1 rRNA gene is annotated in these 304 nt (G+C 34.5%); it reads right to left on the bottom strand.

Annotation, left to right across the window (positions count from 1 at the left end):
- Positions 1 to 304 (bottom strand): 23S ribosomal RNA (locus ACU68U_RS09330); the annotation flags it as partial.

The raw sequence follows: 304 nt of genomic DNA on the forward strand, positions 1-304 counted from the left end.
ATATAATCCACAATTGCTTACGCTTTTTGCTTCAATTCATATACAACGCTCCTCTACCGATAGAAAAGCTATTATGCCAGTTGTATGTTGTTAAGTGTTTTAGAAATTGTATCGTTTAATAGTTTTATTTAATGTCTTTCTCTCTTACTTTACTAGTTGATATATTTCCTAATCACTTTTACTTCATACTTCTCGCATAATTGCTTTTCTATCCCACAGTTTCGGTATCAGATTTAGCCCCGTTCATCTTCGGCGCATTACCACTTGACCAGTGAGCTATTACGCACTCTTTAAATGTATGGCT

This window comes from Finegoldia sp. P3-F-LR (assembly GCF_052932165.1).